The following is a 25,595-nucleotide window of genomic DNA, read 5'->3' as shown; positions in this document are numbered from 1 at the left end:
CCTGCCTGGCGGCGTGACGGCGCACAAACAATCATTTATACAGCGAGACATGAGGAAAACTTGGTCATGACGCCGTGCGCCGGCATCTCCCGCTGAACGCGCTGCGCGCCTTCGAGGCCTCCGCGCGGCTGCTCAGCTTCACCCGCGCCGGGATGGAGCTGCGTGTGACGCAGACCGCGATCAGCCATCAGGTCAAGCAGCTCGAGGATCTCCTGGGCACGAGCCTGTTCCGCCGGCTGCCGCGCGGGCTGGTGCTCACCGACGAAGGGCTGGCGCTGCTGCCGGTGCTGTCAGACGCGCTCGACCGGATCGGGACCGCGATCGACCGCATCGAGGCCAAGGGCACGCGCGAAGTCGTCACCGTCGGCTGCGTCACGACGTTCGCGACCGGTTGGCTCTTGCAACGGGTCGACCGCTTCAAGCGCGCGCATCCCTATATCGATTTGCGTCTGCTCACCAACAACAACCGCGTCGACATCGCGGGCGACGGGCTCGACCTCGCGCTGCGCTTCGGCGACGGCTCGTGGCACGGCACCGAGGCGATCCATCTGTTGTCCGCGCCGCTCTCGCCGGTGTGTTGCCCCGACGCGGCCGACCGGCTGCGCAAGCCGTCCGATCTCGCGCAGGAATTCCTGCTGCGCTCCTACCGCGCCGAGGAGTGGCCGCTATGGTTTGCGGTCGCCGGCGCGCCGTGTCCGAAAATCCAGGGACCGATCTTCGACAGCTCGGTGGCGATGGCCGAGGCCGCCGCGCGCGGCGTCGGCGTCGGGCTGGTGCCGATCGCGATGTTCGAAAATGAGCTGGCGTCCGGCCGGCTGCTGCGGCCGTTCGCTGCCGAGGTCCCGGCGGGATCCTATTGGCTGACCTGGCTGAAGTCGCGCGAGGTGACGCCGGGCACGCGCGCGTTTCGTGACTGGCTGCTCGAGACGCTGCGGACGGAGGCGAATGAGGTGGAGGACGCCGTTGCGCCTGCACCGCGGCGGAAGATCAAGACAAAGGCCAGACCAAAGCCGCGGACCAGGACCAAGCGGCGTTAACGTCTGACGACGTGACTTCAACTATCGTCGCCACTATTTCGGAATTATCGAATAATGCCGCTGATTTGCCCGACATGTCAAGTGCCGTGTCGGACGCCCGCAGCCGCCGGCTACTTTGCATGGGGTTGTTTTCGATATTTTTGGCGGTGCGCTGCCGCGCCGGCTGGCTATCGCATCTGGCGCGCGACCTACGCCAGATGGCACGCCACGGAATGTCCGTTCCTGCCTTCCAGCAGTTCCGGCGCGGTCTGCCGGCAGCGTTCCTCGGCGATCGGGCAGCGGGTGTGGAAGTGGCAGCCTTTGGGCGGATTCATCGGGCTCGGCACGTCGCCCTTCAGGCGGATGCGGTCGCGCTTCGCCTTGGGATCCGGCACCGGCACCGCCGAGAGCAGCGCCTTGGTGTAGGGGTGCTGCGGATTGCGGTAGAGATCGCTGGCCTTGGCGAGCTCGACGATGCGGCCGAGATACATCACCGCGACGCGGTCGGAGATGTGCTCCACGACAGAGAGATCGTGGGCGACGAACAGATAGGTGAGGTTGAGCTCGGCCTGCAGATCCTCGAGCAAATTGATGACCTGGGCCTGGATCGAGACGTCGAGCGCGGAGACCGGCTCGTCGCACACGATCAGCTTCGGCTCCAAGGTCAGCGCGCGGGCGATCGCGATGCGCTGGCGCTGGCCGCCGGAGAATTCGTGCGGGTAGCGGCGCATGTGCTCGGCCTTCAGCCCGACCTTGACCAACAGGCTCGCGACGCGGTCCTCGCGTTCGCTGGCCGAGGTCACGAGATTGTGGATGATGAAGGGCTCGCCGAGGATCGCGCCGACCGTCATACGCGGGTTGAGTGAGGCGAACGGATCCTGGAACACCAGCTGCATGTTGCGCCGCATGGCGCGCAGGTCGCCGCCACCGAGGCCGGTCACGCTCCGGCCGTCGAACACGATTTCGCCCGAGGTCGGCTCGATCAGCCGCAACACGCAGCGGCCGGTGGTCGACTTGCCGCAGCCGGATTCGCCGACCAGCCCCAGTGTCTCGCCGCGGTTGACCGAGAACGACACGCCGTCGACCGCATAGACCTGGCCGACCTCGCGCGAGAGCAGGCCGCCCAGCACCGGAAAGTGCTTTTTCAGATTGGAAACCCGCAGCAGCGGCTCGCTCATGACGCGTCTCCGAGGTGGCAGGCCATGCGATGGCCGGGTGCGATCTCGCGCAGCCGCGGCTCCTTTTCGGTACAGATGCTCATGGCGTATTTGCAGCGGGCAGCAAAACGGCAGCCGGGCGGCGGGTTGATCAGGATCGGCACCGAGCCGCCGATCGCTTCCAGTCGCGTCTTGTGCTCGGCGTCGAGATCGATGCGCGGGATCGAGCGGATCAGGCCCTGGGTGTAGGGGTGGCCGGGATTGCCGAACAGTTCGTCGACCGGCGCCTCTTCCACCACCTTGCCGGCGTACATCACGACGACGCGCTGCGCGGTCTCGGCGACCACGCCCATCGCGTGGGTGATCAGCATCACCGCCATGCCGAAGCGTTCCTTCATGTCCTGCAACAGGTCGAGGATCTGCGCCTGGATGGTGACGTCGAGCGCGGTGGTCGGCTCGTCGGCGATCACGAGCTTGGGGCGGCACGCCAGCGCCATCGCGATCATCACGCGCTGGCGCATGCCGCCCGAGAACTGGTGCGGATAATGATGCACGCGGCCCGCGGCGTTGGGGATCTGCACCAGCTTCAGCATCTCGATGGTACGCTCGAGCGCCTGCTTCTTGGTCACCGCCTCGTGGCGGTGCAGGCTCTCGGCGATCTGCTCGCCGATGGTCAGCACCGGATTGAGCGAGGTCATCGGCTCCTGGAAGATGAAGCCGATCTCCTTGGCCCTGATGTCGTCGAGCTGATGGCTGGTCAACGGCACCAGGTCGCGGCCCTCGAAGATGATCTCGCCTTCGACGATCTTGCCCGGCGGCATGGCGATCAGCTTCAGGATCGACATCGCGGTGACGGTCTTGCCGCAACCGGATTCGCCGACCACGCACAGCGTCTCGCCGCGGTTGATGCTGATGTCGACGCCGTCGACCGCCTGGAGGATGCCGTCGTCGGTGCTGAAATGGGTTTTCAGGCCCTTGATGTCGAGCAGCGCCATCAGATCACCTTGCGCGCGTCGAGCGCGTCGCGCAGCCCGTCGCCGATGAAATTGATGGCGACCACCGCGATGAAGATCGCGCCGCCCGGAAACAGCGCCCAATGCGGGCCGATGTCGAGGAAGTCCTTGGCGTCATAGAGGATGCGGCCCCAGGTCGGGGTGTCCGGGGGGAAGCCGAGGCCGAGAAATGACAGTGTCGATTCCGCGATGATGGCGGCGGCGACGTCGATCGTGCCGGCGATGATCACGGGTCCCAGCGCGTTGGGCAGGATGTGGCGCACCACCTGGCGCACCGGGCTCGCGCCGAGCGCGCGCGCCGCCTCGACGAATTCCTTCTCGCGCAGCGACAGGAACTGGGCGCGCACCAGGCGCGCCACCGGCATCCAGCGCAAGCCGCCGATCACCAGCACGATCAGGATGAAGATGCCGCCCTCCGGGCCGAACATCGCCTTCAGCCCGTCGCGGAACAGATAGATCAGCATCAACAGCAGCGGCAGTTGCGGCAGCGACAGGAACAGATCGGTCAGCCACATCAGCGCGTAGCCGAGCGCGCCGCGCGACATGCCGGCGAGCGCGCCGATCAGCGTGCCGACGAACACCGAGACCAGCATCGCGGCGAGGCCGACTGCGAGCGAGATGCGCCCGCCATAGATCATGCGGGCGAGCAGGTCCTGGCCGAGATCGTCGGTGCCGAACGGATGCGCCAGCGACGGCCCCTGCAGGCCGGCCACGACGTCCATGTCGCTGATCGAGACGCGCCAGACGAACGGGCCGATCACGACGGCCGCGATCAGCAGCAGCAGCAGCACGGCGCTGACCACGGCCGGCCGGTGCCGGCGGTAGCGCCGCCAGGTTTCGCGCCAGGGCGAATAGCCGCGCCGCTCAGCGGAAGGAGATGCGAGGGTCAAGCCAGCCATAGAGGACATCTGCGATCAGGTTGAACAGCACCACGAGACACGCGAAGACGAAGGTCACGGCCATCACGACCGGCGTGTCATTGGCGAGGATGGAGGAAATCAGCAGCGAGCCGATGCCGGGAATCCGGAAGATCTGCTCGGTGACGATGGCGCCGCCGAACACGGCGGGCATTTGCAGCGCAATCAGCGTGACGACCGGGATCATCGCGTTGCGCATCACATGCTTGACGATCACCTTGGCCTGTCCGAGCCCCTTGGCGCGGGCGGTGGTGACATAGTCGAGCCGGATCACGTCGAGCATCGCCGAGCGCACGAAGCGGGTCATCGACGCCGCCTGGAACAGGCCGAGCACCATCACCGGCATGATCGCCTGCCGGATCATCTCGAGCAGCCAGGGAATGCCGCTGCCCGGCACGTCGGTGTAGACGAAGGGCAGCCAGTCCAGCTTCACCGAGAACACCAGGATGAACAGGATGCCGGTGAAGAAGGTCGGCAGCGAGAAGCCGATGAAGGCGAAGGTGTTGGCGAGCTGGTCGAAGATCGAGTAGGGCCGGGTGGCGGCATAGACGCCGACCGGGATCGCGATGAGCAGCGCCAGCAGCTGCGCCGAGCCGATCACGTAGAGCGTGGTCGGCAGCCGCTGCAGGATCAGGGTGTCGACATTGATCCGGCTGACAAAGGAGAAGCCCCAGTCGCCCTGGGCCATCGCCGCGAGCCAGTGCAGGTAGCGAAGATAGATCGGGTCGTCGAGGCCGAACTTGGCGCGCAGCGCGGCCTGCACCTCGGGCGGAACGTTCGGATTGGTCGCGAGCTCGCTGAACGGATCGCCCGGCGCGAGCGCCAGCACGACGAACAGCACGAGCGAGATTCCGAGCAGGCTCGGGATCGCGATCATCAGGCGACGCAGGATATATTGACTCATCGAGAGATCATCTAACTTACGCTCGCACCTTGAGCACGTTGATCTTGCTTCCAGTCGAAAGGCGAGCTTCACCTCGCCCCGCGTGCGGGGAGAGGTCGGAATTCAAGCGCACCTTGAATTCCGGGTGAGGGGGACTCTCCACGAACTCATCTTCCAACGCATTTGCGGATAGAGCCTCACCCCGACCCTCCAAGAGCGAGCTCCGCTCGTCTCGACCCGTAAGAACGAGGAGAGGGAGAAGAGTGCCCGTTCGATTCCGAGCACGTCACATCTCAGGTTTCACGATACCAGTCTTGCAGATTGTCGGTCTGGTTGGCCCAGCCGGAGAGCGCGGGCCGCACCGTGTTGGAGCAGGCTTCCACCGCGAGGCGGTGCATCACCGGGATCACCACCGTGTCCTGCCACATCAGATCGTTGCACTTGATGTAGAGCTCGGCCCGCTTGATCGGATCGGTCTCGGTATCGGCCGCCTCGATCGCGGCGTCGAAATCCTTGTTGACCCAACGCGGGAAGTTCTGCCCTTGCCACTTGTTCTCCTTGGTCGCGACATTGCGCGACAGATAGCGGCGCATGTGCAGGCCCGGGTCGGGTTGCGTCATCGGGATCTGGAACATCTCGATGTCGGCGTAGAACTTGGAATAGGTGTCGGGGTTGGCGACGTCCGAGGAGAAGAACACCGAGGCCACCACCGACTTCAGCTCGACGTCGATGCCGGCCTTCTGGCAGGCCTGCTTGACGATCGCCTGGGTCTTCTGCCGCGGGCCGTTGATCGAGGTCTGGTACAGGAGCTTCAGCTTCTTGCCGTCCTTCTCGCGGATGCCGTCGGAGCCGACCTTCCAGCCGGCCTGTTCGAGCAGCGCGCTCGCCTTCTCGACCGAGAACTCCCATTTGGTGTTCTTGGAAACGAACTCCTCGGGGCCGTTGAGATAATTGGCGGTGGTGCGGCCGGCGCGGCCGTAGATCACCTTCTTGACGGAGTCGCGGTCGACTAGCAGCGCCAGCGCCTTGCGCACCGCCGGATCCGACAGGATCGGATGCTTGGTCTTGATCGACGAGCGTTCGCCGTCGACCTCGGTATTCGGGTCGGTGAAGTTGATGGCGATGAATTCGATGTCGCCGCCGACGGCATAGAGCGTCTTGCCCTTGCCGCCCTTTTCCAGCCGCAGCAGCACCTCGTCCTCGACCTGGATGTTCCAGGCGAAATCATATTCGCCGGTCTGGATCACCGCGCGCGCCGCCGACACCGCATCGCCGCCGCCCTTCATCTCGATCGTGTCGAAATAGGGCCGGTTCGGCATGTGATAATCGGGGTTGATCTCGCCGCGCACCAGATCGCCCGGCTTGAACTCGACGAACTTGTAGGGGCTGGTGCCGACCGGCTTCAGATTGTTCGGCGCCTCGCGCGACTTGCTGCCCTTGTACTCGGCGAACAAATGCTTCGGGATGATGCAGCCATAGGCGCCGACGAACGCGTTGGCCCAGAACGGCGTCGGATCCTTGAACTTGATGCGGACCGTGAGGTCGTCGACCTTCTCCACGGTCATGCCGGAATAGGTGCCGCTCGAGACCGCCGCGGTCGCGGGGTCGGTGGCATATTCCCAGTTGAACACGACGTCGTCGGCGGTGAAGGGTTTGCCGTCATGCCATTTGACGCCGGGCTTGAGTTTCCAGACCACCGTCTTGGCATCTTTGGAAAGTCCGCCGTTCTGGATCGAGGGGATTTCGGCGGCGAGGATCGGGTTGAGATGGCCGTCGACGTCCCAGCTTGCCAGCGGTTCGTAGAACAGCCGCGAGCCGTCCTGGTCCTTGGTGCCGGTGGCGAAGTGCGGATTGAGCAAGGTCGGGCCCTGCCACCACAACAGCTTCAGCGGACCGCCGCCGCCGCGCTTGGTCGGCTTGTAGGGATTCGGGCTCTGCGCCATCGCGACGCCGCCGATCGCAAGAATCTGGTTGGCCATCGGCGCGGTGAGGCCGACGGCAATCATTCGCTTGACGAAGGCGCGGCGATCCATCCGCCCGTCCTTCACGTCGTCGATCATGCCACGCAGATTCTTGTCGAACATTGTCCCCTCGGTCCGGCTCAATTGGCTATTGCGGCGGGCCGTGGAACCGGCCGCCGTGTTGGCGGCAGGATGGCACACCGAATGATCGCGAAGGTCAACGCCTCCCGCCCTTCAGCGCCTAGGTCTTTTGGCTATCGCTTGTGCAGAACCTCCCCCCGCCGCACATCGGTTCAGCAGATCGGCGCCAAAAGCGCGCCCGGGCGCGCCTCGCAGTGCGGAAAATTTGTTCGTTATCCTTTGTTCCGAGATGCTTTTTTGCCACGCAGGCCGGAGTCCGCGTCTGAAGCGATCCCTCCCCAAACTCGTCATGCCCGGCCTTGTGCCGGGCATCCACGTCTCCGTTTCCGCGTGAGAAAGACGTGGATGGCCGGGACAAGCCCGGCCATGACGATGCGGATATGCGATTGCTTGATCCCGGAGAGCAGGTCCGGCCTCAATGCGGCTCTCAGGCGATCGACATGTCCAACGGCGGTGCAACATTCGCCGGCAGCGGACTGACATAGGGCGTTCTTGTGATCCGCTTCTTGAGGTCGGCCTTGGCGGCCGCGATCAGTTCCGGCTCCATCAGCGCCTTGACGCCGAGGCCGGCCATCGCCTTGGCGGCCTGCACCATCGCCTTGTGCGCGGCCGGCGTCTTGCCCTGCGCCACAACCTGCCAGGTGTGGAACGGCGTGCCGATTGCAACCGTCGGTGCATGAACCTGCACCGTCGGCACCACCCAGCTGACGTCGCCGACGTCGGTCGAGCCGATCAGCGGATTGCGCTTGGCGTCGATCGGCACCAGGAAATCGGCGAGCGGCCGGTCGGTCGGCTCCATGCCGATCGCGTAATAGACCGAGGCGATGTCCTTGTCGGTCAGGGTCGCGCGGATCTTGCCGGCGAAATCCTTGTCGGCATCGTCGAAATGCGGCGGGCCGAGCTCTTCCATGATCCGGTGCAGCGTCTGTTCCAGCGGCGTGTTGGGCAGGATGTTGGAGACCGCGGAGATGATCTTCATCTCCACCTTGGTCTCGGTCATCAGCGCCGCGCCCTGCGCGATCTTGTGCACGCGCTCGACCAGCTCGTTCATGCCGGGCAGGTCGCGGGCGCGGATTGAATAACGCACCCGGGCATGGGCCTGCACCACGTTGGGCGCGATGCCGCCGGTGTCGAGCAGCGCGTAGTGCACGCGGGCGTCGCTCGGCATGTGCTCGCGCATGTAGTTGACGCCGACATTCATCAATTCCACCGCATCGAGCGCGCTGCGGCCGAGATGCGGCGAGGCCGCCGCATGCGAGGTGCGCCCGGTGAAGATGAAGTCGGCGCGGGTATTGGCGAGCGACGGTGTCACCGCCACCTCCCAGAAACTGTGCGGATGCCAGGTGATGGCGATGTCGGCGTCCTCGAACGCGCCACAGCGCACCATGAAGGCCTTTGCCGCGCCGCCTTCCTCGGCGGGACAGCCGTAATAGCGCACGCGGCCCGGCACCTTGTTGGCCGCAAGCCAGTCCTTCACCGCGGTCGCGGCGAGCAGCGCGGAGGAGCCGAGCAGATTATGTCCGCAGCCATGGCCGTGGCCGCCGCTCTCGACCGGGCGATGCTCCGCGATTCCGGCCTCCTGGCTGAGACCGGGCAGGGCGTCATATTCGCCGAGGAACGCGATCACCGGGCCGCCTTCACCCCATTCGCCCATTACCGCGGTCGGGATGTCGGCGACGTTCTCGGTGATGCGGAATCCCTGATGGCGCAGTTCGGCCAGATGTTCGGCGGATGAGCGCGCCTCGGTGTAGCAGACCTCGGGCATCGCCCAGACCCGGTCGCTCAATTCGATGAAACGCGGCTTGATCGCGTCGACGCCGCGCCAAACATCACTACGGTTGTCCATTTGCTCCGATCCTCAACTAGGGCAATCTGAAGCGCGAAACGCTAGCAGCTTGCCGCGACGCCGCCTAGCGCGCCGCGGCGGACCTGCTTTTCCGAATGTCACGTCTTGGTGTGCAGAAATATTTCTGCGTCAGGCGGCGCTGAGCCGCTCCAGGCCCTTCCAGTCGAAGGCGATGCCGTGCCCCGGGCGATCCGGCGCGATCGCCATGCCCTGCTCCAGAACCAGTGGATGCTCGATATAGCGATCGAGACCGAAGCCGTGCGCCTCGAGATACGACCGGTTCGGGCACGCCGCCAGCAGCTGCACGGTGATGTCATGCGCGCCGTGACTGGTGACGGGAATATTGAAGGCCTCGGCGAGGCGCGCGATCTTCATGAAGCTGGTCACGCCGCCGCAATTGGTGACGTCGGGCTCGGCGTAGGATAGCGCGCCGCCGGCGATATAGGGCTTGAACTCCCACAGGCTGCGCAGGTTCTCGCCGGCCGCGATCGGCACGCCGCCGGCCTGCAGGATGCGGGCGTGTCCCGCGACGTCGTCCGGGATGGTCGGCTCCTCGAGCCAGGTCAGGTCGAACGGTTGCAGGGCGCGCGCGGCGCGGATCGCTTCCTCGACGGTCCATTTCATGTTGGCGTCGGCCATCAGCGGAAACTCGTCGCCGAGATGACCGCGCATCGCCTTCACGCGCGCCACGTCGGACGCAAGGCTCGGCCGGCCGACCTTCATCTTGATGGCACGAAAGCCCTTGGCCAGATTGTCGTCGGTCTGCTTCAGCAAACCATCCAGCGGCAGATCAAGATCGATGCCGCCGGCATAGCAGGGCACGCGACGGTCGAAGCCGCCGAGCAGCCGCCACAGCGGCAGCGATGCCCGCCGCGCCTTGAGGTCCCACAACGCGATGTCGAGCGCGGACAGCGCCAGCACTGCCGGCCCGCCGCGACCGCCATAATGCAGCGCCCACCACACCTTGTGCCAAAGCTGCTCGGTGTCGTCGGCCTCCATCCCGCGCGCGATGTCGCCGATTTCGCGGCTCAGAATATCGGCGACGGCGCCGCCATTGCGGCCGACTGTGTAGGTGTAGCCGGTGCCTTCCGCACCGTCGGCATCGCGGGCGCGGATCGCGACGAGCTCGAACGCCTTGATCTCGCCATGCGTGCTGTCGCTCAGCACCACCGGGAGCGGGATCTTGTAGAATCCGATGCTGAAGTCCTTGAGGATGGCCACGCCGGAACTCCTTGTCATGGACGATGCAATGCGCGGTGCACGATTCCAAAAGCGCCTGCCGGCCGCAACCTTGCGCGTGCGAATGTCTGCCTTGAGCGATCGGCGTGCCTTCGGAGATACAAGGCATATGACCACCGTGCAGATCGGCGGTCATACCGGACATGGGATCGGCCGACGTGCCGTGGCGGTGACACGCGCTGGACGTCGGCGCGGCGGTCGGGCGCGCGTCGATGCCCGCATTGCGGTCGCATTGGCTCCAATGAATAGCCACGGAAAAATCAGACGCCAGCCAAACTTCGCGCGTAGGTTTTATCACTTGCTGACCTCGAAAAGGAATCGACCATGCGCAATCTCACAGCATCCGTCACTGTTGCCGCGCTCGTCCTCGGAACGCCCGCCTTGGTGCAAGCGCAAGGCGCGCAACCCAAGGAGCCGCCGCAGTCATCTGATCAATCCACTGTCATCCGGAGCATACAGGTCGTCGACATCAAGGACCTCAAGCCCGAGATGCGATCGAAGATCGAGGATGCGATGGCAAAGACCAAGGAGGACGACATCCAGTCGCTTCGGAAGTCGATTGACGCGACACCGCAGGCGGTCTCCGCGCTCAAGGCCAAGGGCCTGACTTCGTCGCAGGTCGTCGCCATCAACATTGCCGATGGCGTGCTGACGATGTTCGCCAAAACGGCCTGACCAGGGTCAGCGAATGTCGGTATCGGTGGTTGGACCTCCCCGCGGCCACCGATGCCAACAACTCCCGCAGCCGGCGCTGCGGGAGTTTTCATTTCTCATAGGTACGCGGCCCGTCCAGTGGACGTTCACCGGGGCAAGCGATCAGTCAGGCTGGTTGGGCCTGGCACGTTCCGCGCGTTTCAACTCGCGATCGATCAGCGTGCAGACGCGCCGCCGCGCCAGCAGGTCGAGCCGCGCGCGCGTGGTGCCTTGCCTGGTCTTGCCGTTGATGTCGAACGACCAGGCCCAGAGGTCGGGTTCGATGTTGGTGAGTGTGTATTGAATGTCCCGATGACGACCGATCAGCTTCTTCATGCCGTTTCTTCTTGTTGGCTGAAGATTGCATAGCCAGATCGTGAAGGCGTCTGTATCCGGTCGAATACTGAGTCGGGTGTCCGCAGGGCGGAATTTTTCCCAATCACTGATTTGGGGTCGCTGTTCAGTGGCCGGATGAACAATATTTCGCGTTATCGGAAGAGCAACTCAGTGTATGGTTTGCGCGTCTCACCCGATCGAGGGGCGCTTCTTAGTGTCGTCCTGGCGAAAGCCAGGACCCATTACCCCAAGTACGCATTGTTGCGCGACGCTGGGGCTACGATCTCGTTCACAATCAAATGCGGTGGTTATGGCTCCTGGCTTTCGCCAGGACGACAATGATGAGTCTCGCCTGCAACATCCGCCGCGGCGTATGGGCCTCTGCTTTCGCAGGGACGGCCGAAGGAAAGGTCAACCCATCTCCACCAAGTCCCGCAGTCTACCTCACAAATTTATCACCCCGCGCCGCGCGGCATGGGCGACGGCGTCGGTGCGGCCGGTGGCGTCGAGCTTGTCGAGCAGGGAGCCGACATGAAACTTGGCGGTGTGGACGGAAATTCCGAGCCGCTGTGCGATCATCTTGTTGGATGCGCCTTCGGCCAGCAGCGCCAGCACGTCGAGCTCGCGCGGCGTCAGCTCGAAGTCGCCGGCCCCCGCGGCCTCGCGGTTGCGTGCGACGACCGCTGCCATGGCCTGTTCGCCCGGCGCGGCGAGCCGCAGGTCGGCGACGCTGCCGAGCAGGGTCGCCAGCCGATCGGCGAGGACGGCGTCGTCGACCTCGAGCGCGATGACGATCTCGTTGGCCGGCTCGCCGCTCACGTCTCGGGCCTCTCGCCGACCGTCACCTTGAAGTTCAGCGGCTCGCCGCCGCGATGCACGGTAAGCTCGACCACCATGCCGACGCTCTGCGGTCCGAGGCCGCGCGACAGCGCCCGCACGCCGGACAGCTTCTCGCCATTCACGGCAATGATCACGTCGCCCTGCCGGATGCCGGCCGCGGCCGAGGGGCCGGCCTTGTCGACGTTCATCACCATCGCGCCGAGGCCGTCGTCGAGACGGACCGGCTGCAAGCCGACGCCAAGATATCCGCGCGCGATGCGGCCGCTCTTCTCGAGCTGCGTTGCGACCCGCTCGATGGTCGCAGCCGGGATCGTCAGCACGCGGCGCGGGCCGAGCACGGCCATGCCGAACGGCTCGCCCGCGGCGTTCAGCGCCAGGCCACCCTGCTGGTTGTGCCGCAGCAGGACGTCGAGCTCGATCCGTGCATCGATTTCGCCGCCGCGCAGGCTGCGCCAGGCCGGGCCCGACAGGGCGACCACGCCGAGCCGCGCGGTCGGCGCGCCGCGGTCGGCGGCGACGATCACCGCGAGCGATCCCAGCGCGGGGCTCCCGGTCGAGAGCTTGACGGGGGCGACGTCGCCTTCGACGCGCAGCAGCGCGATGTCGGTGGTGTGGTCGCGTCCGACGACGGTCGCTGGCCTGCGGCTGCCGTCGGCGAACTGGATTTCGATCTCGCCCTCGTCGGCCAGCGCTTCGTCAGCGGTGACGACGAGGCCCGTCTTCCAGACAAAGCCCGTGGCGCGCGCGCGATGCGAATGCACGGAGACGATTGCGGGCGCAGCGCGCGCAATGGTCTCCGCAAGGGCTGACGACAGCGAGGACAGGATATGCGGTTCGGTCATGGGAAACTCCGTTGGCTTCCCTCAATCTGGGACGTCGCGGCTGACGGCGATACTGGCCGGATGGGCAGGGCGTGGCCGGGCCGCCCGGAACTGCCGTTTAGCTCAGCCGCTGCAGGGTCGCCTTCGGGCTCTCGCCGAACTTGGCGCGGTAGGCGCTCGCCATCCGGCTCAGATGGGTAAAGCCGAGGTCGAATGCAATATCGACGATGCGTTCGCCCGGCCGCGCCGTCTTGAGGCGGGCGTTGAGATGGGCGAGGCGGATGTCGAGCAACATCTCGGACACGGTGGTGCCGAAGTGACGGCGGAAGCCGAGTTGCAGCGCGCGGATGCCGGTGCCCGCGATCTCCGCAAGCTCGGCGAGGTCCAGCGGCTCGGTCGCCCGGCTCTCCAGAAAGGCGCGCACGCGTTTCAAGGCGGCCGGCTGGGCCTCAGTGCGGCCGTTGAAGACATCGATCGCCGAACTCAGGCTGTGCCGCTGCCCGTTGAGCAGGACATTGAGAAACGACTCGCGCCAATCAGCCGCCGCGACCGCCGACAAGGTCTTGCGCGGCCCGAGCTGCTCGGCGGCCGTGACAAGATGCTCGATCCTGGCCGAGAGCGTCTGCCCGAGCGGCCCGCTCAGCGCGATGGCCGGATCGAACTCGACCGGCCTCACCGTCACGCCGCCAAGCGCCGCGGCGCGATGCTCGACCAGCTTGCGGTCGAGCAGCAAAATGAGCTGGGCGCAGTCGCCGCGCCAGGTCATTTCGGTCGGAATGGTCGGCGACAGCAGCGAGGCGGTGTGTCGTGGTCCGGTGGTGAGCTCGCGCGCGGCGGTCCGCACCGAGGCCGAGCCGGACAGCGGCATCTGAAACAGGAAGAAGCGGTCGAGGCAGCCGGGATTGATCGCGACCGATCCGCCATAGGCGACATAGTTGACGGAGAAGCCGTCGAAGCCGGCGCAATTGTGATGCGCGGAGAAATCGCTCGCGGAATGATCGACCGGCGTCAGATCGTGCGGGCAGAAGATGCGGCCGATCGCTTCCGCCGCGTCATCGACGCGCGCCGTCGCCACGCGCGCGAAATCCTTGAGCCTTGCCGAACTTGCCCTTGCCGAAACCTCGTTGCCAACAGCAGTCACGCCGGCCGTCCGGAGTTGTTTGAGGTCTAAAACATCGTGCAGCCTAGAGCATCCCGCGGCAAAGGGGAACGCCGTTTCGTCGTGCAATCTGCCCGATCTGAGCGCAGGCGAATGCGGCGGCATTGGGCGGACGCTGCTCGGCGCCGCGCTCCCGCATTGCAGCATGAGGTGCCGGGTGCGGATTCGTTTATCGGCTAGACAGCCTCACCGGCCGGCGACAGGCTCCGTGCCGGCAATGCGCATCAAAACTGGAGAGGCTGACATGGGCACGCTCGAAAAAGGCATTACCCGAACCGGCACCGGCTACGGCGGCAAGACCTGGAATATCCTGGGCCAGGTCTACTATCCGAAAGCGATCACCGACTCGACCTTCGCGTTCGAGACCAACAGCGACCCCGGCCAGTTCGTGCCGGTGCACATCCACCCGACCCAGGACGAGTTCATCCTGGTGCAGGAGGGCGTGCTCGACCTCAAGCTCGACGGTGTCTGGGTGCAGGCCAAGGCCGGCGACCTGGTGCGCATGCCGCGCGGCATCCCGCACGGCTATTTCAACAAGTCGGACAAGCCGGCGCGGGCGCTGTTCTGGGTGTCGCCGATGCAGAAGCTCGAGGCGCTGTTCGAGAAGCTGCACAATCTGCAGGACCCCGTCGAGGTAGTACGTATCTCCGCCGAGCACGAGGTGGATTTTCTGCCGCCGGAAGCCAACGACTAGCCGGCGGCCAAACAGACAATACGCACGCGAGGCGGCAATCGCCGGAGCTGGACTCCGGCGATGACGGGGACGCGTGCGTCTAACGAAATTGGACCTGTTCATTCAATTCGGAGCGGTTTCATGGTCAAGCAGAAGCATGTGTGCGTCATCGGCGCCGGCATTTCCGGGCTCGCCGCCGGCAAGGCCTTTGCCGGTCGCGGCCACAAGGTGACCGTCATCGAGCGCAGCGGCGATCTCGGCGGGGTTTGGGAGCCGGCGCGCTCCTATCCCGACGTGCAGACCCAGAGCCCGAAGGAGCTCTATCGCTACACCGACAAGGCGATGCCGGAGTCCTATCCGGAATGGCCGAAGGGTCCGCAGGTCCATGCCTATTTGCGCGACTACGCCCGCAGCCACGGGCTCGACGGCGCGATGCGATTCGACACCAAGGTCGAAGGCATGAAGCGCCGTGCCGACAGCAGGCCGGGCTGGACGCTGGCGCTGCGCTCGACCGACGGCGCCACCGGCCACGAGGATTTCGACTTCGTCGCGGTCTGCACCGGGCAATTCAACGAGCCGCAGACCTTGCCGCTGGCCGGCGAGGAAGGCTTCAAGGCGCAGGGCGGGCAGATCCTGCATTCATCGCAATACAGCGATCCCATGCTCGCCAAGGGCCGCAAGGTGGTGGTGCTCGGCGGCTCCAAATCGGCGACCGACATCGCGGTGAATGCGGTCAATTCCGGCGCCAGCGAAGTCACCATCGTGTTTCGCGAGCCGGTCTGGCGGATTCCCTATTTCGTCGGCGGCCTCGTCAACTTCAAGCGCATCCTCTACATCCGCGCCCAGGAGCAGATGTTTGCGAGCTGGGGCATCGGGCCGATGGCACGCCTCGCGCATGTCGCGGCAAAGCCGTTCGTCTGGGCGAACTGGCGCGGGCTCGAGAGCATGCTGAAGATGCAGCTCAAGCTGAAGCAATGCGGCATGGTGCCGAAGGAGCGGATCGAGGACGGTGTCAACTGCTCGGTGCCGATCGCAACACCCGGCTTCTATCCGATGGTCGCCGACGGCCGGATCAAGGCAGTGCGCGGCACCTTCGACCATTACGACGGCAAGACCATCGTGATGAGCGGCGGCCAGCGCGTCGCGGCCGACATCGCGGTGCTCGCGATCGGCTACAAGCTCGGCGTGCCGTTCCTGCCCGAGGAGTATCAGAACAAGCTGGTCGAGCCCGACGGGCAGTACCGGCTCTACCGGCTGATCGCCAATCCCGATCTGCCCGACATGGGCTTTGTCGGCTTCAATTCGAGCTTCTGCACCGTGCTGTGCGCCGATCTCGCCGCGAACTGGCTGGTGCGCTACGCCGATGGCCAGCTGGCACGGCAGCCGAGCGCGGCCGAGATGAATAGCAACATCGCGATGATGCTGAACTTCAAGCGCGTCGAGCGTCCGGCAGCGGGCGTCTATGGCGGGCTGTGCGTCGCGCCGTATCATTTCAAGCATTTCGACGAGCTGCTGGCGGACATCGGCACCAAGGCGTCGCGCCGCAACCCGCTGGTCGAAAAGTTCACGCCGCCGGACGCGGACGCTTATGCCCGCTTCCTCGCGACCGCGCCGGCATACAGGGCGGTGGCGTAGCGTGCGATAAGATTAGATTGGGCTGATGCGGCATCAGAGGGTTTACCTCTCCCTTGGGAGAGGTCGGCGCGCAGCGCCGGGTGAGGGGTTACGGTCTCTCGTTGGAACTGCCGCCCCTCACCCGATTTGCTACGCAAATCGACCTCTCCCCGTTGGGGAGAGGTGCAGCCGCTCTCTCGCCGGCATCGATCAATCGCGGCCGGCGTCGAGGAAGGCCTGCGCCAGGCGCTCGGGATTGGAGAAGCACAGTTCGTGGCTGCCGGACACCTGGACCAGGCGGAACAGCCCGAGCTTCTCCGACAACCTCGGATGCCAGGGCAGGCTGTGCGGCATCGCGGTGTCCTCCGTGCAGTTCACGTAGGACTTCGCGATGGGCATCTCGGCCGGATTGGTGCGCAGCGCGATCTTGTCCTGAAAGGTCTTCAGGGGATGCGGGTTGAGCTTGTCATAGGCGCGCTGCGCCGTCTCGAGATCGGCGTCGTTGATGAAGGCTTCGCGCCAGATCGGGAACGGCAGCACCACCGAGCCGTCGCCGCGCTCGGCGTGGATCGCATCGAACAGGCCGCGATAGTGCGGCGGCACCATGTCGTTGAGGCACTCGCCATTGTTTGGCACGAACGCGTTCCAGTAGACGAGGCGGCGGATGCGGTTCATGGCGGCGTCGGCGACGCCCGTGATGACCATGCCGCCATAGCTGTGGCCGACCAGCACGATGTCGTTCAGATTATGCTCGGCGAGATAATCCACGATCGACTGGATCGCCTCGGCAAGGCCCGAGTCCTTCCGGTCGCCGGGCCGGTTGCCCCTGACGGTCGGGGTGTGGACGACATGGCCGGCCTTGCGGATGGCAGCCGCAACCGGCTCAAACTCGGCGCCGGTATGCCAGGCGCCATGGACGAGAACATAGGTCGACATGTGTACCTCCCTGTCTGCTTTGGTTAGATCGATTGCCGCGTCCGGACGGCCCGGGATACATGCAAGTTTCATCCGGTTGCTGATGGATATTGACCTGGATATTGACCTGGACCCGCGGAACGCGCTTGGCTGTGAGCGAACCGGACTGGGCTCGGAGTGAACTGATGCAGCAAATCGCCGCCGCGGATCGCTCGCGCAGGCTGAGCTGGAATACCGCGGACACGAGGCCCGGCGAGCAGTTTGCCTATTATCGCGAGGCGATCTGCCAGGCCTTCATGAACCTGACGCCGGAGCCGCCGGCGACGCCCGGCTTCCTCGCCCGCGTCGAGACCGTTGGACTCGGGGATGGCGCGGTCAACCGGGTCAGCTTCCCGGAGCATGTCGTGCGGCGCTCCGCTGCCGACATCGCCGCGTCCAGCCGGCGCTGCTACTACCTCAATCTGAAGCTCGCCGGCCGCTGCCGGATCCAGCAGGCGGGACGCGAGATCAGCCTGTCGCCGGGACAGGTCGGAATCTTCGACAGCGGCCAGCGCTTTGCGCTGCTGCACGACCGCGGCCCGGCGCTGCAGGTCGCCTCGTTCTGGGTGCCGGCCGAGGCGCTGGATGAACGGCTGCCGTCGGCGCCCGAGGCCGCGCCGGCGCGGGTCTCGGATGATCCCTTCGTCGGCCATCTCATCACAGAAACGGCGCAGGTCCTGAACACGGCGGCGCTCCGCGCGTCCGATACAGACAACGCCCGGCTGTTCGGCGTGCTGCTCGATCTGGTCGCGCTCAGCCTGTCGCGCAGCGGTCGTGCAGGCGTTGCCGAAAGCGCCGGCCTTGCCGATGCGACGTGGCTTGCGCTGCGCCGCGCCGTGGACCGCAGGCTGCGCGAGCCCGGGCTCGGCGTTGCCGCCATTGCGGCTGCGATCGGCATCAGCGAACGCTATGTCCACAAACTGTTCGAGCGCGCCGGCACGACATTCGCCAGCCATGTGATGGATCGCCGCCTCGACGGCGCGGCGCGCGATCTGAGAGACCCCGTGATCGCCGGGCGCGCGATCGGCGACATCGCGTTCGACTGGGGCTTTTCCGACCTGTCGCATTTCACGCGGCGCTTCCGGCATCGCTTCGGCTGCACGCCGCGCGACTGGCGCCGCGGCTGACCAACGCTTGGAAATCGCCATGGCGCAGCCGTTCACCTACCAGGTCAGCCCGATGCGGGTCGTGTTCGGGGTCGGCACCGTCGCGCAGCTGGCGGACGAGCTCGACCGGCTCGGCATCAGCCGCGCGCTGGTGCTGGCTAGCCGGCGGCAGCAGGCCGAGCTCGGCGATCTCGCTGAGCTGACCGGCGGCCGTGTGGCCGGATTGTTCGACGGCGCGGTGGTGCACACGCCGGTCGCGGTGACCGAACGTGCGATGGAGATCGTCCGCGAGCTCAAGCCGGACGGCGTGGTTGCGATCGGTGCCGGCGCTGCGACCGGCCTCAGCAAGGCGATTGCGCTACGCACCGACCTGCCGCAACTGATCGTGCCGACCAGCTATGCCGGCTCCGAGATGACGCCGGTACTCGGCGAGACCGTCGACGGCGTCAAGACCACGCAATCGTCGCCGAAGATTCTGCCCGAGGCCGTGATCTACGACGTCAACCTGACCGTCTCGATGCCGGAAAAATTCTCGGCGATCTCCGGCCTCAACGCCATCGCGCACGCGGCCGAGGCGCTGTACGCGCGGGACGGCAACCCGATCACCTCGCTGATGGCGGAGGAGGCGATCGCGAAGCTTGCCTCGTCGCTGCCCGACGTGATCGCGCGGCCGCGCGATCTCGAGGCACGGTCGGACGCGCTTTATGGCGCGTGGCTGTGCGCGGTCTGTCTCGGCACCGTCGGCATGGCGCTGCATCACAAGCTCTGCCACACCGTCGGCGCGCTGTTCGACCTGCCGCATGCCGAGACCCATGCGGTGCTGCTGCCGCACACCATCGCCTACAACGAGCCGGCCGCGCGTGATTCAGTCAGCCGCGCGGCGAGGGCGCTTGGGACGGCTGACGCCGCCGATGGCCTGTTCGATCTGTCGGCAAGGCTCGGCGCGCCGCGCTCGCTCGCCGAGATCGGCATGCCCGAACACGGCATCGCAAAGGCGGCCGCTCTCGCCACCAAAAATCCCTACTGGAATCCGCGGCCGATCGAGGAGAGCGGTATCCGCGATCTGCTGAAGCGTGCGTGGTCCGGGTCGCGGCCGCAAGCCGGATGATCACACCCCGATCGCGTTGCGCGCGATCACGTCGCGATAGAACGCCGCGCTCAATTTCGGCACGCGGGCCTGGGTCTCGAAATCCACCCGGTAGAGGCCGAAGCGCTTCTCGTAGCCGAATATCCATTCGAAATTATCCATCAGGCTCCACAGGAAATAGCCGTGGACCGGGACCCCGTCGGCGGTCGCGCGCTGCAACTGCGCGAGGTAGTTGCGCAGGAACATGATGCGGTCGAGGTCGTAGATCTGCCCGTCCGGATGCACCTTGTCCTCGCCGGACGTGCCGTTCTCGCTGATATAGATGCTCTTGATGTTCCACAGCTTGGCGGCGATCCGCGGCGCCCAATAGATCGTCTCCGGTGCGATCCGCAGCCATTCCGAGCTCATATGCGGGAAGGAAGCCGGCATCGGCAGCGGCTTCCAGCCGGGGGCATGGTCGGTGGCAAGGACGTAGCATTGCGGCGCGTAGATATTCAGCCCGACGAAATCATTGGGCTGCGAGATGATCTTCAGCTCGTCCGCGGTGAATTTGGGCGCATCCGCGCCGGCATATTGCAGGAAGCCTTCGGTGTACTTGCCTTCGAGGACGACACCGAGAAAGCCTGCGTTGAGCTCGCGGGTCGCGATCTCGGTGGCGCGGATGTTCTCCGGCGTGTTGAAGGCGGGTACGCAGGCGGTGATGTTCTCGGCCGGCCCGACCCGCGTGCCGGCGCGGCCCTTGGCGCGGATCGCCTGCACCGCAAGGCCATGCGCCAGCGCGACGTGGTGGCGCGCCTGGTTCACCTCGCCCGCCGGCAGCTTCAGCCCCGGGGCGTCGACGCCGAGCGCATAGCCGAACGGCAGGAAACGCCCGACCTCGTTGAGGGTGAACACGTTTTTCACGCGGTCCGTCAGTCGCTGCGCCACGTAGCCGGCATAGTCGCCGAATGCCTTCGAGGTGTCGCGCGAGCGCCAGCCGCCGACGCGGTCCTGCAACGCCTGCGGCAGGTCCCAGTGATAGAGCGTGGCGTAGGGCTCGATGCCGTTCGCCAGCAGCTCGTCGACCAGGCGGTTGTAGAAGTCGAGGCCCTTCGGGTTCGGCGCGCCGGTGCCGTCGGGAAACACCCGCGGCCAGGCGATCGAGAAGCGATAGGCCTTGGCGCCGAGCTCCTTGATGAGGCGGACATCCTCCTTGTAGCGGTGATAGTGGTCGTTGGCGCGGTCGCCGGTCGAGCCGTCCTCGATCTTGCCCGATGTATGGGTGAACGTGTCCCAGATCGATGGGCCGCGGCCGTCCTCATTGACGGCGCCCTCGATCTGGTAGGACGAGGTCGCGGTGCCCCAGACGAAGCCCGCGGGAAAGTTCGTGCCGTCCGGCCGCGACGCACGGTTTGCCGCCTCGGCGGGGCCGGTCAAACCGAGCGCCGAGAGGCCTGCAAGGCCCGCAAACTGCCGGCGCGAGAACTTTCCGAACATTGTTGTCTCCCGTCGCCGACGTTGCCGCTGGAATGCGGGCCGTAGGTTAGCCTTCCATCCCGCCGTTGAGCAACAAGGGTCGGTGGGCCAAAGCGCCGTGGCGAACGGCGCACCAATCAATGCGAACCATTGTGATGTCAATGTCGCGGAGTTGGCAGTTTTGTGGCGACATTTTCTCTACTAGATTGCCTGCTACGTCCTTCCGCAATGACATCCGAATATCCCCGAGATTCCCGTGAGCTGGGCGCGATGAACAAGCCTGCAACCCATGTCCGAAGGGCGCTGCTGCGTCGTCTTGCCACTGCGATCGGCCTGGCTTTGGCGATGGCCGCAAGCGCGCAGGCCGAGCAGACATTCTCGTTCGACCGCACGCCCGGAAAGCTGCCGAAGACGGTCGTCCCGTTGCATTACGCGATCGAGCTGAGGCCTGACATCACGAGCCTCGCTCTGCCTGGGGTGGAGACCGTCGACATCGAGGTGCGCGAGGCGACCGCGCAGCTGACGCTGAACGCGGTCAACACGACATTCGCAGAGGTTACGATCGATGACAGCGCGCAGCGCGCGGAGGTCGCGACCGACGCCACCGCGCAGACCGCGACGATGACCTTCGCCCAGCCGCTTGCGGTGGGCCGCCACAGACTGCGCATCGCCTTCACGGCGCAGATCAACAAATTCGGCACCGGCCTGTTCTCGGTCGACTATCCGACCCCGACCGGGATCAAGCGGCTGATCTCCAGCAAGCTGGAGCCGGCCGATGCAAGGCGGATCTTCCCATGCTGGGACGAGCCGTCGTTCAAGGCGAGTTTCGCGCTGACCGTCGTCATTCCGCGCAACCTGCTCGCGGTCGGCAATATGCCTGTCACGAGCGAGGAGCCGGTCGCCGGCGATCTCAAGAAGGTCACGTTCGCGCCGACGCCGAAGATGTCGAGTTATCTGTTCGTGCTCGTGGTGGGCGAGCTCGAGCGGATCACGGCGGCTGCCGGCGGCGTCACGGTCGGCGTGGTGACGACGGAGGGCAAGGGCGGGCAGGGCCGGTTCGCGCTCGACAGCGCGGTGAAGCTGCTCGCCTATTACAACGACTATTTCGGCGTCAAATATCCGCTGCCGAAGCTCGACCTGATCGCCGTTCCCGGCGGGTTCGGCGGTGCGATGGAGAACTGGGGTGGCATCACCTTCTTCGAAAGCCGGTTGCTGTTCGACCCCGCGACCTCTGCGGAGACCGCGCGGCGCGGCATCTTCGCGATCATCGCGCACGAGATGGCGCATATGTGGTTCGGCGATCTCGTCACCATGGCGTGGTGGGACAATCTCTGGCTCAACGAGGGTTTTGCCAGCTGGATGGCAACCAAGGCCTCTGAGCAGTTCCATCCAGAGTGGCAGGGCTGGCTGAACGGCTACGGCGCGAAGCAGTTTGCCATGACGCTCGATGCGCGGCGCACCTCGCATCCGGTGCAGCAGCCGATTGCCGATCACAGTGAAGCAGTCACGGCATTCGACGCCATCACCTACAACAAGGGGCAGGCGCTGATCCGCATGCTTGAGACCTATCTCGGCGAACAGGCATTTCGCGACGGCATCCGCAAATACATGGCCGCGCATGCCTACAGCAACTCGACGACCGCTGATCTCTGGCAGGCGCTCGAGAGTAGCGGCGGCAAGACCATCACCGGCATCGCCGCCTCCTTCACCGAGCAGGACGGCGTGCCGCTGGTCGTGGCCGAGGCAGCCTGCGATGGCGTGGCGCAGCGCCTGACGTTGCGGCAGGATCGCTTCGTGATCGCGCCTGCCAACGATCCGCCGCTGCCGGCCCGCAACTGGCAGATCCCGGTCGCGGTCGGACCGTCGCATGGCAAGCCGTTCGACGAGATATTGCTGAAGAAGAACACCAATATCCCGGCCGGCGCGTGCGGCGATGCGATCAAGGTCAACCTCGGCGACGTCGGCTACTACAGGGTCGAGTACGGTCCGAAGAACCGTGCAGCGTTGCTGAATGCATTTCCGCAAATGCAGGTCGCCGACCGTCTGAATGTCGTCACCGACAGCTGGGCGCTGGTGCAGGCGGGCCGCGCGGAGGCGCCGTCCTATCTCGCGCTGCTCGATGCGCTCGATGCCGGTGACCATCGCGCGGTGTGGGACCAGGTGATCTCGACATTCGCCGCGCTGAACCGCCTGTCGCGCGGCCGCACCGAGCGGCCGGTGATCCAGGCCTATGCCCGCGCCAGGCTGCGCCCGGTGTTCGATCGGATCGGATGGGACGGTGCCGGTTCAGGCGACGATGACACTGCGTTGTTGCGCGCAAGCCTGATCTCGACGCTTGGCGACCTCGGGGATGCGGCTATTGTGGCGGAAGCGAAGCGGCGCTTTGCGGCATTCGCCGATGATCCCAATTCGCTTCCGACCGCATTGCGCGATGCCGTCACGCATGTTGTCGGTGTGACCGCCGATCGGGCAACCTACGACCAGCTGCTGGCGCTCGCGCGCAACAGCACGGCGACCAATGAAAGGCTGCGCTATTATCTCGCGGCGGCAAGCGCCCGCGATGCCGAACTGGCGCGCGCGACGCTGGCGTTGACGCTGACCGGCGAATTGCCCGACACGATCGTGACAGGGATGATCAACGCGGTTGCGTCCGCCAGCGAGCAGCCGCAGCTTGCCTGGGACTTCGTCCGGACCAACTTCGATACGTTGCTGGCAAGGCAGGGGCCGAACTTCCGCGACCAGTTCGTGCCGAACTTCATGACCAATTTTACCGATGAGGCGCACGCGGCGGAACTAGCCGCGTTTGCTCCGTCGCAATCGACCACCGGCGGACGGGTGATGGTGGCGCGATCCGTGCAGGCGATCGCGATCTCGGCCGATCTTGCCGCGCGCGTGCTGCCCGCCGCCGATGCCTGGATCAGGGCGCACAAGCCGTGAGATCGCGAGGGAGTTTCCGGCGGCACGCGATGCGGCTATGCTCCGTGCGCGGCATGCAATCAACGATGCGAGGCTGAGATGGTCAAAGGTTCCGATTTGCTGGTCGCTGCCCTCGAGAACGAGGGCGTGGAGCGGGTGTTCGGCGTCCCCGGCGAGGAGAATCTCGACGTCGTCGAGAGCCTGCGCAAATCCTCGATCAAACTGATCGTCACGCGCCACGAGCAGGCCGCGGCATTCATGGCGGCGACCTATGGCCGGCTGACCGGTAAGCCCGGCGTCTGCATGACGACGCTCGGCCCCGGCGCGCTCAACTTGACCACCGGCGCCGCTTACGCGCTGCTCGGCGCGATGCCGATGGTGATGCTGACGGGACAGAAGGGCATTTTGAGCAGCCGGCAGGCCAAGTTCCAGATTGTCGACATCGTCAACACGTTTCGTCCGTTGACCAAGCTATCGCTGCAGATCGTCAGCGGCGCGACCATTCCGACGCTGGTCCGTGATGCCTTCCGCATTGCGACGCAGGAACGGCCGGGGCCGGTGCTGCTCGAACTGCCGGAAGATATCGCAGGCGAGGAGATTGCGCCGGTCGAAATGATACCGCCGCATCCGATCGAGATTCCGATCGCACACGCGGCCGCGCTCGACCGCGCCGCCGACATGATCCTGAAGGCGCAGCGCCCGCTGATCATGCTTGGTGCGGCGGCATCGCGTCCGCGTTCGACCGCCGGGATCGGCGATTTCGTGCGGCGCACGAAAATCCCGTTCTTCACGACGCAGATGGGCAAGGGCACGGTATCCGGCGGCACCAATCAGTATATGGGAACCGCTGCGCTGAGCGAGCGCGACTATGTGCACGAGGCGATCGACCGCGCCGACCTCATCATCGCGATCGGTCACGACACGGTCGAGAAGCCGCCCTTCATCATGGGTCCGAAGGGCCCGCAGGTGATCCATGTCAGCTACATGCCGGCAACGGTCGAGCAGGTCTATTTCCCGCAATGCGAGGTGATCGGCGACGTCGGTCCGAGCCTTGAGCTGCTGGCCGATCGGGTCGAGGGAAAGCTGCCGCATGCCAGCGCGCTGCTCAGTCTGCGCCAGGGCATTCTGGCGAAGATCACCGATCGCGCCACCGAGGGCCGCTGGCCGCCGACGCCGCAGCGCATCGTGCACGATGTGCGGCAGGTGATTCCGGAGGACGGCATCGTCGCACTCGACAACGGCATGTACAAGATCTGGTTCGCGCGCAATTACCGCACGCTGCTCGCCAACTCGCTGCTGCTCGACAACGCGCTCGCGACCATGGGCGCCGGCCTGCCGTCGGCGATGATGGCCGCGATGCTGTATCCGAAGAACCGCGTGCTCGCGGTGTGCGGCGACGGCGGCTTCATGATGAACTCGCAGGAGATGGAGACTGCGGTCCGCCTCAAGCTCAATCTGGTGATCCTGATCCTGGAGGACTCCGCCTACGGCATGATCCGCTGGAAGCAGGCGGTCGATCATTTCCCTGATTTCGGCCTGACCTTCGGCAATCCGGATTTCGTCAAATACGCCGAAAGCTACGGCGCCAAGGGTTCGCGGATCACGAGCACGGATGCGATCGTCCCGACCCTGGAACGGGCGTTTTCCGGCGGCGGCGTGCATCTTGTCGTGGCGCCGATCGACTATACCGAGAACAAGCGGGTGCTGGTCGACGAATTGCGCGAGAAGGTGCAGCAGATCGATGTCGAATAGCGGATTGTCGCTGACG

Annotated in this window: 21 protein-coding genes; 8 read left to right on the top strand and 13 right to left on the bottom strand. The window is 65.5% G+C overall.

From position 1 onward, the window contains the following. Positions 1-74: 74 nt before the first annotated feature. A complete protein-coding gene (locus tag XI02_RS34005; RefSeq protein WP_172647209.1) occupies positions 75-1,037 on the top strand; it encodes a LysR family transcriptional regulator in 963 nt (320 codons plus the stop codon). A gap of 188 nt (positions 1,038-1,225) precedes the next feature. Here the strand turns inward: XI02_RS34005 and XI02_RS34000 are convergent, their stop codons facing one another. The 7 genes from XI02_RS34000 to XI02_RS33970 all read right to left on the bottom strand — a co-directional run bounded on the left by XI02_RS34000 (position 1,226) and on the right by XI02_RS33970 (position 10,173). Beyond that, the gene (locus XI02_RS34000) at positions 1,226-2,194 is read right to left on the bottom strand and encodes an ABC transporter ATP-binding protein (protein WP_069279499.1); all 969 of its coding nucleotides are present in this window, start codon (positions 2,192-2,194) and stop codon (positions 1,226-1,228) included. Further along, positions 2,191-3,171 (bottom strand): ABC transporter ATP-binding protein, encoded by a 981-nt coding sequence (locus XI02_RS33995; RefSeq protein WP_085964974.1) that lies wholly within the window; start codon positions 3,169-3,171, stop codon positions 2,191-2,193. Before XI02_RS33995 ends, XI02_RS34000 begins: the two co-directional genes overlap by 4 nt. After that, positions 3,168-4,085 (bottom strand): ABC transporter permease, encoded by a 918-nt coding sequence (locus XI02_RS33990; RefSeq protein WP_028334911.1) that lies wholly within the window; start codon positions 4,083-4,085, stop codon positions 3,168-3,170. The genes XI02_RS33995 and XI02_RS33990 overlap by 4 nt, the downstream gene beginning before the upstream one ends. Beyond that, positions 4,051-5,007 carry an ABC transporter permease gene (locus XI02_RS33985; RefSeq protein ID WP_016842735.1) on the bottom strand — a complete coding sequence of 319 codons (957 nt, stop codon included), beginning with the start codon at positions 5,005-5,007 and terminating at the stop codon, positions 4,051-4,053. The genes XI02_RS33990 and XI02_RS33985 overlap by 35 nt, the downstream gene beginning before the upstream one ends. Positions 5,008-5,279: 272 nt before the next feature. Then, complete coding sequence (locus XI02_RS33980; protein WP_018273312.1) at positions 5,280-7,070, bottom strand: peptide ABC transporter substrate-binding protein; 1,791 nt, start codon at positions 7,068-7,070, stop codon at positions 5,280-5,282. Positions 7,071-7,515: 445 nt separating this feature from the next. Continuing rightward, on the bottom strand, positions 7,516-8,934 hold the full coding sequence (locus XI02_RS33975; RefSeq protein WP_018273311.1) for a M20 family metallopeptidase: 1,419 nt from the start codon (positions 8,932-8,934) through the stop codon (positions 7,516-7,518). 129 nt (positions 8,935-9,063) lie between these two features. After that, positions 9,064-10,173: a mandelate racemase/muconate lactonizing enzyme family protein gene (locus tag XI02_RS33970; protein ID WP_172647210.1), complete on the bottom strand. Its 1,110-nt coding sequence runs from the start codon at positions 10,171-10,173 to the stop codon at positions 9,064-9,066. A 324-nt stretch (positions 10,174-10,497) separates the two neighbouring features. Between XI02_RS33970 and XI02_RS33965 the strand changes: the two genes are divergently transcribed. Next, positions 10,498-10,848: a hypothetical protein gene (locus XI02_RS33965; RefSeq protein WP_172647211.1), complete on the top strand. Its 351-nt coding sequence runs from the start codon at positions 10,498-10,500 to the stop codon at positions 10,846-10,848. Positions 10,849-10,989: 141 nt separating this feature from the next. On the opposite strand, the gene XI02_RS33960 is transcribed toward XI02_RS33965, so the two are convergent. From XI02_RS33960 to XI02_RS33945, 4 genes are all read right to left on the bottom strand, one after another. Further along, on the bottom strand, positions 10,990-11,202 hold the full coding sequence (locus tag XI02_RS33960; RefSeq protein WP_018273308.1) for a hypothetical protein: 213 nt from the start codon (positions 11,200-11,202) through the stop codon (positions 10,990-10,992). 444 nt (positions 11,203-11,646) lie between these two features. Further along, on the bottom strand, positions 11,647-12,021 hold the full coding sequence (locus XI02_RS33955) for a response regulator transcription factor (RefSeq protein ID WP_172647212.1): 375 nt from the start codon (positions 12,019-12,021) through the stop codon (positions 11,647-11,649). Further along, complete coding sequence (locus tag XI02_RS33950; RefSeq protein ID WP_172647213.1) at positions 12,018-12,884, bottom strand: S1C family serine protease; 867 nt, start codon at positions 12,882-12,884, stop codon at positions 12,018-12,020. The genes XI02_RS33955 and XI02_RS33950 overlap by 4 nt, the downstream gene beginning before the upstream one ends. Before the next feature lie 97 nt (positions 12,885-12,981). Next, a complete protein-coding gene (locus XI02_RS33945; protein ID WP_026193230.1) occupies positions 12,982-14,004 on the bottom strand; it encodes an AraC family transcriptional regulator in 1,023 nt (340 codons plus the stop codon). A gap of 262 nt (positions 14,005-14,266) precedes the next feature. Here XI02_RS33945 and XI02_RS33940 point away from each other — a divergent pair, with 262 nt between their 5' ends. Together XI02_RS33940 and XI02_RS33935 are read left to right on the top strand one after the other, a co-directional pair. Then, entirely contained in the window at positions 14,267-14,716 is a 450-nt protein-coding gene (locus XI02_RS33940) for a cupin domain-containing protein (protein ID WP_016842394.1), read from the top strand. A gap of 120 nt (positions 14,717-14,836) precedes the next feature. Beyond that, positions 14,837-16,330: an NAD(P)/FAD-dependent oxidoreductase gene (locus XI02_RS33935; protein ID WP_172647214.1), complete on the top strand. Its 1,494-nt coding sequence runs from the start codon at positions 14,837-14,839 to the stop codon at positions 16,328-16,330. A 189-nt stretch (positions 16,331-16,519) separates the two neighbouring features. On the opposite strand, the gene XI02_RS33930 is transcribed toward XI02_RS33935, so the two are convergent. After that, positions 16,520-17,245 carry an alpha/beta hydrolase gene (locus tag XI02_RS33930; protein ID WP_016842396.1) on the bottom strand — a complete coding sequence of 242 codons (726 nt, stop codon included), beginning with the start codon at positions 17,243-17,245 and terminating at the stop codon, positions 16,520-16,522. Between the two features lie 164 nt (positions 17,246-17,409). Between XI02_RS33930 and XI02_RS33925 the strand changes: the two genes are divergently transcribed. Both XI02_RS33925 and XI02_RS33920 read left to right on the top strand, forming a co-directional pair. Then, entirely contained in the window at positions 17,410-18,390 is a 981-nt protein-coding gene (locus XI02_RS33925; RefSeq protein ID WP_069279491.1) for a helix-turn-helix domain-containing protein, read from the top strand. Positions 18,391-18,409: 19 nt separating this feature from the next. Continuing rightward, positions 18,410-19,477 (top strand): maleylacetate reductase, encoded by a 1,068-nt coding sequence (locus tag XI02_RS33920; RefSeq protein ID WP_016842398.1) that lies wholly within the window; start codon positions 18,410-18,412, stop codon positions 19,475-19,477. Here the strand turns inward: XI02_RS33920 and XI02_RS33915 are convergent, their stop codons facing one another. After that, positions 19,478-20,932, bottom strand: a complete 1,455-nt coding sequence (locus XI02_RS33915; protein WP_172647215.1) for a GH1 family beta-glucosidase — start codon at positions 20,930-20,932, stop codon at positions 19,478-19,480. A 249-nt stretch (positions 20,933-21,181) separates the two neighbouring features. Between XI02_RS33915 and XI02_RS33910 the strand changes: the two genes are divergently transcribed. Beyond that, the gene (locus XI02_RS33910; protein ID WP_172647216.1) at positions 21,182-23,848 is read left to right on the top strand and encodes a M1 family metallopeptidase; all 2,667 of its coding nucleotides are present in this window, start codon (positions 21,182-21,184) and stop codon (positions 23,846-23,848) included. Positions 23,849-23,926: 78 nt separating this feature from the next. Further along, positions 23,927-25,579: an acetolactate synthase large subunit gene (locus tag XI02_RS33905; RefSeq protein WP_069279488.1), complete on the top strand. Its 1,653-nt coding sequence runs from the start codon at positions 23,927-23,929 to the stop codon at positions 25,577-25,579. Positions 25,580-25,595: the final 16 nt, after the last annotated feature.

It is taken from the genome of Bradyrhizobium sp. CCBAU 21365 (assembly GCF_015291305.1).
GTDB lineage: Bacteria > Pseudomonadota > Alphaproteobacteria > Rhizobiales > Xanthobacteraceae > Bradyrhizobium > Bradyrhizobium elkanii.
This window is presented reverse-complemented; position numbering and strand designations above follow the sequence as displayed.

Bases quoted from the DNA above. Each gene is read 5' to 3' on its own strand.
- XI02_RS34000 (WP_069279499.1), bottom strand. From the start codon at position 2,194: ATGAGCGAGCCGCTGCTGCGGGTTTCCAATCTGAAAAAGCACTTTCCG.
- XI02_RS33990 (WP_028334911.1), bottom strand. From the start codon at position 4,085: ATGGCTGGCTTGACCCTCGCATCTCCTTCCGCTGAGCGGCGCGGCTAT.
- XI02_RS33985 (WP_016842735.1), bottom strand. From the start codon at position 5,007: ATGAGTCAATATATCCTGCGTCGCCTGATGATCGCGATCCCGAGCCTG.
- XI02_RS33980 (WP_018273312.1), bottom strand. From the start codon at position 7,070: ATGTTCGACAAGAATCTGCGTGGCATGATCGACGACGTGAAGGACGGG.
- XI02_RS33975 (WP_018273311.1), bottom strand. From the start codon at position 8,934: ATGGACAACCGTAGTGATGTTTGGCGCGGCGTCGACGCGATCAAGCCG.
- XI02_RS33970 (WP_172647210.1), bottom strand. From the start codon at position 10,173: ATGACAAGGAGTTCCGGCGTGGCCATCCTCAAGGACTTCAGCATCGGA.
- XI02_RS33965 (WP_172647211.1), top strand. From the start codon at position 10,498: ATGCGCAATCTCACAGCATCCGTCACTGTTGCCGCGCTCGTCCTCGGA.
- XI02_RS33960 (WP_018273308.1), bottom strand. From the start codon at position 11,202: ATGAAGAAGCTGATCGGTCGTCATCGGGACATTCAATACACACTCACC.
- XI02_RS33950 (WP_172647213.1), bottom strand. From the start codon at position 12,884: ATGACCGAACCGCATATCCTGTCCTCGCTGTCGTCAGCCCTTGCGGAG.
- XI02_RS33940 (WP_016842394.1), top strand. From the start codon at position 14,267: ATGGGCACGCTCGAAAAAGGCATTACCCGAACCGGCACCGGCTACGGC.
- XI02_RS33935 (WP_172647214.1), top strand. From the start codon at position 14,837: ATGGTCAAGCAGAAGCATGTGTGCGTCATCGGCGCCGGCATTTCCGGG.
- XI02_RS33930 (WP_016842396.1), bottom strand. From the start codon at position 17,245: ATGTCGACCTATGTTCTCGTCCATGGCGCCTGGCATACCGGCGCCGAG.
- XI02_RS33925 (WP_069279491.1), top strand. From the start codon at position 17,410: ATGCAGCAAATCGCCGCCGCGGATCGCTCGCGCAGGCTGAGCTGGAAT.
- XI02_RS33920 (WP_016842398.1), top strand. From the start codon at position 18,410: ATGGCGCAGCCGTTCACCTACCAGGTCAGCCCGATGCGGGTCGTGTTC.
- XI02_RS33915 (WP_172647215.1), bottom strand. From the start codon at position 20,932: ATGTTCGGAAAGTTCTCGCGCCGGCAGTTTGCGGGCCTTGCAGGCCTC.
- XI02_RS33910 (WP_172647216.1), top strand. From the start codon at position 21,182: ATGAACAAGCCTGCAACCCATGTCCGAAGGGCGCTGCTGCGTCGTCTT.
- XI02_RS33905 (WP_069279488.1), top strand. From the start codon at position 23,927: ATGGTCAAAGGTTCCGATTTGCTGGTCGCTGCCCTCGAGAACGAGGGC.